Origin of the sequence: Vibrio sp. L85 (assembly GCF_963871815.1) — a bacterium.
Classification (GTDB): domain Bacteria; phylum Pseudomonadota; class Gammaproteobacteria; order Enterobacterales; family Vibrionaceae; genus Vibrio; species Vibrio harveyi.
Window position 1 is genome coordinate 80162 of record NZ_CAWMYL010000091.1, and the last position, 9994, is coordinate 90155.

General features: G+C 44.2%; 6 protein-coding genes and 1 pseudogene. 5 read left to right on the forward strand and 2 right to left on the reverse strand.

Annotated features, from left to right (window positions below; all coding sequences use genetic code 11):
* Positions 1–249: 249 nt before the first annotated feature.
* Genes AACR11_RS09695 through AACR11_RS09705 form a run of 3 tightly spaced genes read left to right on the forward strand, consistent with a single transcriptional unit; the run spans position 250 to position 3207 of the window.
* A complete protein-coding gene (locus tag AACR11_RS09695; protein ID WP_009702047.1) occupies positions 250–1362 on the forward strand; it encodes a glycosyltransferase in 1113 nt (370 codons plus the stop codon).
* The gene (locus AACR11_RS09700) at positions 1359–2558 is read left to right on the forward strand and encodes a glycosyltransferase family 2 protein (protein WP_009697749.1); all 1200 of its coding nucleotides are present in this window, start codon (positions 1359–1361) and stop codon (positions 2556–2558) included. The genes AACR11_RS09695 and AACR11_RS09700 overlap by 4 nt, the downstream gene beginning before the upstream one ends.
* A gap of 10 nt (positions 2559–2568) precedes the next feature.
* Positions 2569–3207 carry a sugar transferase gene (locus tag AACR11_RS09705; protein WP_029788493.1) on the forward strand — a complete coding sequence of 213 codons (639 nt, stop codon included), beginning with the start codon at positions 2569–2571 and terminating at the stop codon, positions 3205–3207.
* 28 nt (positions 3208–3235) lie between these two features.
* On the opposite strand, the gene AACR11_RS09710 is transcribed toward AACR11_RS09705, so the two are convergent.
* A complete protein-coding gene (locus AACR11_RS09710) occupies positions 3236–3625 on the reverse strand; it encodes an ATP-binding protein (RefSeq protein WP_029788494.1) in 390 nt (129 codons plus the stop codon).
* Positions 3626–3911: 286 nt separating this feature from the next.
* On the opposite strand from AACR11_RS09710, the pseudogene AACR11_RS09715 reads away from it, so the two are divergent.
* Both AACR11_RS09715 and AACR11_RS09720 read left to right on the forward strand, forming a co-directional pair.
* Positions 3912–4994: pseudogene (locus AACR11_RS09715) on the forward strand (M60 family metallopeptidase); the annotation flags it as partial.
* A 205-nt stretch (positions 4995–5199) separates the two neighbouring features.
* On the forward strand, positions 5200–5592 hold the full coding sequence (locus AACR11_RS09720; protein ID WP_029788496.1) for a hypothetical protein: 393 nt from the start codon (positions 5200–5202) through the stop codon (positions 5590–5592).
* Positions 5593–5691: 99 nt separating this feature from the next.
* Here the strand turns inward: AACR11_RS09720 and AACR11_RS09725 are convergent.
* The coding region (locus AACR11_RS09725; protein WP_114145638.1) for a VWA domain-containing protein at positions 5692–9994 on the reverse strand (4303 nt) is incomplete at its 5' end.

Genomic DNA, 9994 nt, shown 5'->3' on the forward strand with positions numbered 1-9994 from the left:
AAGTTTCAGCATCATGTGAAGGCACTCGTTCGTTGAGTGCTTTCTCATCCCCATTCCCATTAAATCAAGCAATTAACTGGGAATTTCTTTCATCCGCGAATTCTGAATTTCAAAATGAGAATATTCTTTTCTCATTTTGATGTTCAGCACCTCAAAATTATTAACTTGTTGTTTTTACTTACTTTAATTTTTGGCACATAGCGTGCACAAGTCAACATGTAGAAAAACAAATATATCGAGGACTCAGGAATGGAAAACTCAGACACTCGAACATCAACCAAGAACGGCAATGTGATTGTACATGTCGTCCAACATCTCGCCCCCGGCGGATTAGAAACTCTGGTACTAGAGATGCTTCGTTTTGCTAAAGCAGAAGACTCCGTTTTTGTGGTTAGTCTTGAGGGGAACAAAACGGTTGCACTTCGTCATTGGAGTAAGTTGTTGGATTACCGAGACCAACTTTGCTTTCTCGATAAAGCGCCAGGTTTTAGCCTAACCACACTCCGAGCATTGAAACATATACTCAAAAGACTCAACGCAAATGTCGTTCATACTCACCATATCGGTCCCTTACTGTATGGCGGGATTGCGACACGATTGCTAGGCATTAAAACCTTAATCCACACGGAGCATGATGCTTGGCACTTAAACAACCAAAAAGCAGCTAGATTACAAACAGTATTACTCAAGAGTCTTCGCCCCCAAGTTGTTGCAGACGCTGAGTTTGTCGCTGACCAAATAACCAACAAGCTAGGCTATCTTCGAGTCAGCACTATTCATAATGGGATTGATTGTGAAAAGTTCACCAATGGTAATCAAAACCAAGCCCGTGAGCGCTTTTCGCTTCCCACTGATAAGTTCATTGTCGGAACAGCAGGTCGTTTAGAAGCCGTTAAGGGGCAAGAGATCCTAATCAAAGCCTTCTCACATCTACCAACACATACACACCTTGCCATTGCAGGAAACGGTAGCCAAAGAGAGTTATTAGAAGCGCAGGTACGCACTTTGGGACTGGAAGACAGAGTAACGTTCTTGGGCTTGGTTAGTGACATGCCGCACTTTTACCAAAGCTTAAATGTCTTTTGTCTACCTTCACTTCAAGAGGGTTTTCCACTTTCAACCTTAGAAGCACAAGCCTGCGGCGTCCCTTGCATTGCTAGTGATGTTGGTGCGGTAAAAGAGACGCTATGCCCACAAACAAGCGCATTGGTTGAGCCAAATAAAGTTCCCGTTCTAGCGGATGCATTGTCACAGCATTTATCAGAAATACCGCGTTCGCCTAGAGCCCATATTCTTAAGCATTTCGATATCCGCAATATGGTTAACCGCTACGCGATGTTAGCTCAAGGAGAGGACTTATGATTGATTTACTTTGGACCACAGGCTTCGTTTTGTCTGCGCTATTAATTGTCTACCATCACGTTGGCTACCCTCTTGTTCTGAACTGGCTTTCAACACGTCGTGAACAGCGCAAGGTAGCGAAGAAAGCAACGGTAAAAGAGCGTTGTTACAAAGCATCCAAAAACGACTGCATCTTACCTACGATGACAATCGTTGTACCTGCCTACAACGAAGAACAATGGATCGCAGAAAAGATCCGAAACCTTGCAAGCCTTGACTATCCGCGAGATAAATTAACGATTGTCATTGCCTGTGATGGATGCACCGACAACACAGCAGAGATAGCACAGAACACCATTCAAGAAGCGATCTGTGCTGACACTTTATTCATCATTCGAGACCACGCAATCAATCGTGGCAAAGTGACGCTCATCAACTCTGAAATGAAAAACATAACCACTGAGATTACCGTCCTTAGTGATGTTTCTGCCCTAGTCTCTTGTGATTCCTTACTGCTAGCGAGCCAACACTATCAAAATGAGAATATCGGTGTAGTCAATGCGACTTATCAAATCATGGCGACACAAAACCAAGGTGAAGCAGCTTACTGGCAGTACCAATCTAATGTGAAATACAAAGAGTCGTTGATTGGCTCAACCATTGGTTCTCACGGCGCGTTCTATACATTTAGAACCAAACTGTTCACGCCGCTCGAACCTGAGATCATTAACGATGACTTCATTTTACCAATGCGTATCGTACTACAAGGTTATGCATCCATTTATGAACCTAGGATGCTGGCTCTTGAGCTAGAAGAAAGCTCTGATAACTCTGACTTCAAACGACGTCTACGCATCTCTGCAGGCAATATGCAGCAGTTCTTGAAACTTAAAAAGCTGCTGTTACCCCGCTATCGTGGCACTGCATTTGCATTTTTATCAGGAAAGGTACTGCGTCTTGCGACTCCTTACCTAATGATCATGTGTTTCGTGAGTTCGTTATTGTTGATGGAATACCCTACGTTTCAAGCTCTACTCGTAGCGCAGTTAGCCGTTTACTCAATCGCTCTCATCACTTATTTAATCCCAGCGTTCAATTTGTTTAAGCCATTCAAGTTGATCAACTACATAGTAGTCGGACACATAGCAAACTTCGCAGGCGGGCTTCGTTATCTTCTAGGAATGGAAAATGGTCGCTGGAAGCGCGTTAATCAATAAGGAAAGTATCATGAAGACTTCACGTTATGACTCAAATATTCATTTAGCAAAACGCGCTTTCGATGTTGTGGTTTCAATGGTTATTTTGCTTGTAGCCCTACCAGTCATGCCAATCATTGCAATGGCAATCATGAGCAACTCAAAAGGACCTGTCATTTATCGTCAGCTTCGTGTGGGTCGTTGTACACCAGACAAGATGGAGCTGTTTGAAATCATGAAGTTTCGCACTATGTATGTCGATGCCGAGCAACGTTCTGGCGCGGTATGGGCTTCAGAGAATGATCCAAGAATCACACCTGTCGGTCGATTCTTACGTAAGACACGCTTAGATGAACTGCCACAGTTATTCAATGTGCTAAAAGGTGAAATGTCGTTGATTGGTCCTCGTCCTGAGCGCCCTGCTTTTTACCAAAAGCTAGAAGATGAGATTCCTTACTTTGTTGAACGCACTTACGGTGTTCTACCAGGCATCACAGGATTAGCACAAGTCAATCAAGGCTACGACTCATGTATTGAGGATGTTCGCCGTAAAGTCGGCTTCGACCACAGCTACGCATTGAGCCTAAGCTCATTTTACTCGTGGATTTCGATGGACATCGCCATTATGAGCAAAACACTGGTTGTCATGATCGATGGCAGGGGTCAGTAGTATTCTGAGACCAAAAGAGGTTAAAACGTTATTCTTGCCATTGGCGACGCATGTTTTCGATCGTCGCTGATGGCACATCATGAATGCTTTGATATTGCTCACGACACACCTGCACTTCCACTTCAATTTGCTTTTTCTCACAATACTTTAGGTAGCGCTTCATTTCCCAGTGACGAACAAAGGTATTGCTGACAATCACCACCTTACCTTTATTAAGCCACTTACGGGTTTGTTGAAAACACCATTCATGGGCATCCGCTAGCTTGGTACCATCAAAAACGTATTCTCCAATTTCATTCTCAAAATACATGTCAGCTTCAAAGTGTTTCGCTTTGAGCTGTTTGGACAATTTCTTAGCAAGCGTTGTCTTTCCAGAGCCTGGTAAACCACGAATAAGAAGGAGTTTTGCGTTGGTCATGATCGGATGATTTCAGTGAAAAACCAGCAAACTGTACGCTATTTTTGCAGAAAAGAAAGTCCAACTAACCACTAGGCTTATTCATTCTGTGAATCCCACCCTCAGTTGTGAAAATTTGTTCAATACAAAGCTAATCTTTTTGTTCCCTCCTGCCGCTTTTAAAACTAGAATGCGCGCGCATTTATCGAGCCCTAAAAACTTACTAAAAGTTAATTACTTAACAGCATAATCTCGATAGCTCTGAGCTTTAAAATAAAGTAACTCTCAACCAACTCGCCATCCAAATTATGGTGGTTTGATTTACATCCAGCCTCTTGAAACAGCTCGAGGTGACTTGGTGACGTTCAACTTTAACGGCGTACTACAAGCATCTTGGTGGAAAGATGGCAAATGGGTAAACAACATCAATGCTGACGTACCACTTGCCGAAATCGATTCTGGTCATTTCATCTACACCACTCCTGTCAACAACGTACAGGAAACTGATGTACCTAAATTCGCTGATGAACTGAATGCCTTCGCAAATCATGCAAGCGACTTTTACGGACGCGATCAGGTGACAAAAGATGGCAAGCATCGTCGATTTACCTATGATGCTCTCTTAGCGAACCGACACCGCTTTGTGAATGATGTGCAAATCTCTATTGGTGCAGCACACTCTGGTTACCCAGTACAAAGCAACAGCTACTGGCCGACATGGACAGTGGTTCCAACGAACCCAACGAATGATTGGTTGCTATGGCACGAAGTGGGTCATAACTTAGCATCAGCACCATTTATGGTAGCTGGCTCAACCGAAGTGACCAACAACATTCTTGCGTTATACATGCAGGAGCAACGCAAAGCGAAGCCATACATGGACCGCATCGCAAGTGACTTATCTAAGTCACCTCTATGGCTAGACCGCTTTGAAGGTCACGCTTGGAGTGAGGCAGATGTCGGTATGCGCTTAGCCATGTTCGGTCAGTTGAAGCTTTGGGCAGAAGATCACTTTAACATCGACACTTGGTACTCTAATCAAGCATCTAAACCAAGCATTTTTGGTGAAGATCAGGGTTGGAACTTCTTCAAGTTGGCTCACCGCAAAGCTCGTGGTGACAGTGTTGGTGACCAAGGCATTAACTACTGTTCAACGCAGAGCAGCCAGTTAAGCCAAGGCGATTTGCTGATGGCGTGTACGTCTTATTTAACCCAGTACGATTTGACGGATTACTTCCGCAAGTGGAACCCATCAGAAACTAAAGCCAACTTACCAAATGGCAGTGTTGATTACTCTGGTGGCTTAACACAAGTAGGCTTCAATGCCGTAGCGGCAATGAAACTACCAAAACCAGACAAATCCCCTTCTGAGTATTTGTCCGTTGAGTAAACCGCTGTAAATCAAAAGCCGACAGAATTCGACTCTGTCGGCTTTTTTGTTCATCGCGCTTTTAGTGCTCAAGCGGGATTACCCTGTAAGGAGTCGCTTCTCTAGATAACCAATTCACGAATATTTACATATCCCGTTGTAATCAGATAAGAAAAACCGCGGTCTGCCATTGAGAACTTATTCGTTACTCTTTAAAGGACTCCAAATGAAAGAAACACTGCCACTTAAATTAGGACTAGGATTATTAGCATTGCGATTAAGTATCGCCTTGGTGTTTATTATGTGGGCACTAGATAAAGTCTTTGTTCCAGAACACGCAATGAAAGTATTTGCCGGCTTTTATGGTTTAGACATTTCAAGTGGAATCTCTGTCGCGATGGGGCTTGCCCAATTAGTATTTATTGGGATTTTTGTCGCTGGCTTATGGAAAAATATAACCTACCTCGCCATTTTAATTTTACATGCTGGCTCAACCTTTTCTTCGTTTGCTAAATACCTAGACCCATTTAACAACCTGCTGTTCTTTGCTGCGTGGCCAATGCTCGCAGCTTGCTTCGCGTTGTACCTGCTTCGAGAGCATGACATCTACACTTTGTAGTAAAACACAGAAAACGCCAATAAAGGCTTATACCTGACTGAAAACAAAAAAGGTCTAGCATTACGCTAGACCTTTTTTTCATACCTTCAGTTGGTTTGATTACATATCTTTAAGTTGAGAATCCAGACTTGCAATCAGGTGTGAAGTGACGTCATCAACACTTGCTCCATCAAAATGGATATCTAATGTCGTTCCACCTTTAGAGATACTCAAGTTAGAGTCTGTTGCTCCATCTTGCGTAACTTCCACATGGTAATTACCAACATCGCCAGCGTGATCGCCCGACTTCAGATCATCCAGTAACGAACCAAGTTCATCCTTAGATAGATCCTCGAACAAGTCAGAGAAATCAAGAGAGTCTTCGTTTGCATTGAAGTCTTTTACTGTATCTGTCTCATTTGCAACATCCACCCACTTGAAGATGTCTGCACCATCACCACCGGTAAGGATATCGTTACCCAAACCACCGATCAGGATGTCATCACCTATACCGCCGTCCAGCGTATCTGAGCCACCTTGCCCGAATAGGATATCGTTGCCTTCACCTCCAGACAGGTTATCCGCTCGGTCGCTTGAACGAGATTGCTCAAATTCAGCTTGGTTGTCAGTAATGTAGTTATGAACATCTTTCTCGGTAACAAGACCAACATCTTTACCTAATTGACCAGCAACATACTCTTGTAATGCAGATACACCTTGTTCATCACTAGAACCAAATCTAATTGCATCACCGAAGATAATATCGTCACCAGCTTGACTATCGATGTCATCTCTACCTTGAAGCAAAGCGACTTCCTTACCAAGGATAACTTCAGCCAACTGTGAAACATCAATGTTGGTTCGCACTGTATTGTCTGAGTCGTAGTTTTCGAGTGTGCTTGCGTCCAAGTTGTTACCAAGACCAATCGCATGCACTTCACTGAACTCTTCCAATGCTTTGTACATATTCTCAGCTTGAGCGGTAACACTATTGCTGTAGTCATAGTAACCCGTGTTGCTGTACATGTAGCCAAGGCGGTCGCCAGTCGACAAAGAATAAACCTCTGTGTTGCTCGCAATAACCGTTTGGTTATTGTAAGTCACGACATCACCACGTTGATAATCGCTTGGTAACACGTCTCCCAAAGTAATAATTTTGCCATTTTCAGCACCAATCACCACATTAGTCATCGAAGCCAAATCATAAGCGCTATTGTGATCAGCTTGGTTCGGCGTGCCATCAGAGATAAAGTATGTGACGTTATTTGCATCACTATCTTTACCTGCAAACCAATCTAGCACTGAATCAAATGCAGCTTCATAGTTTGTGTTACCACTGCCATTGTCTCTATTGTTTGCAAATGCAGTCGCGATTTTCGTTGAAGCGTCTGGGTCACTCAAATCAACTTCCAACAGCAACTTATCATTCGTTGCAAACGTTGTTAGCAAGACATTCACTTTCCCCGAATGAGAACCGGTAGCACTGCTGATCAAGGTATCAAGAACCGTTTGAATCTCAGTCTCTGCTTTACCTACGTCATACCCCATACTGCCTGAAGTATCTAGAACAAAGGCAATGTTGTAATCCTCGCCCTCAACAATCTGCAGACCTTGGACATCACCAACAATAATATCATCATCAGCTGTACCGGTAATATCGTTATCACCGTGCGTACCGGTAACGTATTCGTAATCGCGAACTGAAACTCGAGCCGATTCGGTCTCAGTCGCTTGGTCATTGTTTGATGACTCAACTGATGTTGCAGTGACACTTAATGGGAAGTCCAGACTACCTTCAAAATCGTACGGTACTTTTACATCAAAGTTAGCTTGGCCTTGAGCATCGAGATTTACGATATAGCCACCGCTTGGCTCTTCCGCAACGGCTTGACCATTGACGTACAACTCAACACCATCAGGTAGACCATCAACAAGGACTGTTTGAGCTAATGACTCGCTGCCATCAGTGTCAGCTAAGTCAACATCCACTTCAATCGGCACCCAACGATCTTGTAGAACCTCGTAAGTGCCATCTTTATTTATCTCAATCACCTTATCCGCAAAGACAACGCGCTCGATTTCGTACAGGTGATCACCACGGTCCTCAAAGCCCGTATTGTCATTTTCTGAATCGATTGAACGCTTGTCTAGGAAGATCCAATACGGAACTTGGCCACTATGGTTGTTCTTAAACGTAAACTGGTAGTCACTGAAGTTACCAGTTAGGTAAACCGTGTCTTTACCATCATATTGCGTTGTAGATCTTCCATCGTCACCGTAGAAAGAGTCATTTTGACGACCACCAACAAAGACATCATCACCAGCGCCACCATAGAAGGTGTCGTTGTAATTTGTACCGACAAATAACGAATCAGTATCTGAAGTGTCATTGTTGCTACCCAAGGCTACATTCGCGACCGGATTCACTCCTTGTTGAACGTCATCTAAACCAATTGCATCTGCGATGACTTTGTTCTGAGCCGGCGTATTGTTTGTTGCCGATGTTACCAAGCTGTGATTAGACTCAACCGCGTCGGTTTTCGACATATCACCCACAGAGATACTGATTGTTGGCTTATCTGCTACCGCTACGACGTCAATATCTAGTGTTTCTGTCGCTCCAGTATTTGTCGTGTACGTAATTGTCGGTACGTCACCTGACCAATCTTTTACTGGGTCGAACGTGTAACTACCATCTTGGTTCACAACCAGCGTGCCGTTGCTCAGCGATACCGTCTGACCAACCGCATAATCAGTGTTGTTAACCGTGATATGGTCAACCAGTAGAACGTTATCGCCATCTGAATCATTCAGCAGGACGTTACCTTGTAACTGCTGTTCTTCGTCTGTTGTAACAACATCACTTGCTGTATTCGTTGGCAAGTTTTCATGCACAACTACATTGATCGTCGCCGTAGAGTCAGCAGTATCACCATTAGACTCTTCTGTTGCTGTCGCAGTTACCGTGATAGTGAAATCATCATGAGAACCTGCAGGAGGAGTCACCGTCAGTCCGTCTAGCGCCCATCCGGTTACATCTACCGCATCCGCGCTAGCAATAGTAATTGAGTTAGTGCCATCCGAGATCACCGCGCCTACAGGAATACCTTTCAATGTCACTTCAAGCGATTCTGAGCCGTCAGTATCATTTAGATTTGCTCTAATTTCAGATAGAGGAATCGCAGTATCTTGAGGACCTTCGTTTACTTGGTAGGTCTCGTAGACTTCAACACCATTCACTTCTTGTAGTGCAGAGGTTCTGATATCAGTCGCGTCTAACGCGTTAACATCACTAACCACAACCAAGTTACTATTGCTTAGGTTAACTGGCGCTTGACCATTGATAGAAACATCGACGTTAAAGTTACCCGGACCACTTTGATTGTGATGGTAAATCTCTAGCGGGTAGAATCCAGAAACAGTAGGTACGAATGCACCACCCGTAATTGTACCTTGAGCATTACCCCAACGAGCTTCATCGACCAATGACCCACCAACTGTGATTGCAAGGCTATCGTCCGCGCGACCAGTGAAGTCGTAGCTTGTACCCGCTTCTAGGTAAACCAATCCTGTCACAAGTACTGCTTCATTTGCGGCTGTCGCATAAGACGACGTATCTTGCACATTCGAAGTTGTGGATTGATTACCGTTAGCAGAATCAAGAGCATCAATTGCATTGATAAGAACCTGACCTGTGACACCTAGCCCATTACCAGAACCCACTACGACGTTGTTCCAAGACGTAACATTGAACTCTTGCAGAGGTACCGACAAGCCTGGCGTTACGGTGCTCAAGGTTGGCGCATCAGCATCAGGGGTAACATCAATGGTTAGCGTCGATTCTTGACCTTCGTTCTGACCATCTGTTGGTTTAAATCCAATTTGAGCATAATGACCAGATTGGTCACCAACATTGGTACCACCAAAGCTACTATCACCAGACTCGTTTGTCTCCGGAGTAAATCTCACACCGTCAGCGTCAAACTGCGACTTATCGAGAACTTGATCTGCTTGAACAGCCTGCCAATCACCCTGAGCGTCTTTATACTCAAGCAATCCATCAGTCGGCAGCGAGGTAATCTGAATCGATAGTGAAGCGTCTGCAGAATCCACATCCGTCACACCGAAAGATGCCCAATCAAGCAATACATCTGCGCCCTGCGCATCTTCATTCAGAGTCACAGTTGTTGGCGTAGATTCTGGGGCGTCATTCACACGAACCACATCCAACGAATCCGTGTCTGTTACTTTCGGATTCACACCGTCAGATACCGAAGCACTAACAGACAAGGTAGTTAGGTCAAGCTGGTCATTATTAACCGCTTCGACACCTTTGTCGGTCAACTTAACTTGGTCACCATCGAGCACGAAGTACCCGTCAGCGTTGTTTTCTAACTGAACGGTAAGCTCATCTGCTGGCGTA

Excerpts from the sequence above, each read along its gene's own strand:
- AACR11_RS09695 (WP_009702047.1), top strand. The coding sequence starts at position 250 with ATGGAAAACTCAGACACTCGAACATCAACCAAGAACGGCAATGTGATT.
- AACR11_RS09700 (WP_009697749.1), top strand. The coding sequence starts at position 1,359 with ATGATTGATTTACTTTGGACCACAGGCTTCGTTTTGTCTGCGCTATTA.
- AACR11_RS09705 (WP_029788493.1), top strand. The coding sequence starts at position 2,569 with ATGAAGACTTCACGTTATGACTCAAATATTCATTTAGCAAAACGCGCT.
- AACR11_RS09710 (WP_029788494.1), bottom strand. The coding sequence starts at position 3,625 with ATGACCAACGCAAAACTCCTTCTTATTCGTGGTTTACCAGGCTCTGGA.
- AACR11_RS09720 (WP_029788496.1), top strand. The coding sequence starts at position 5,200 with ATGAAAGAAACACTGCCACTTAAATTAGGACTAGGATTATTAGCATTG.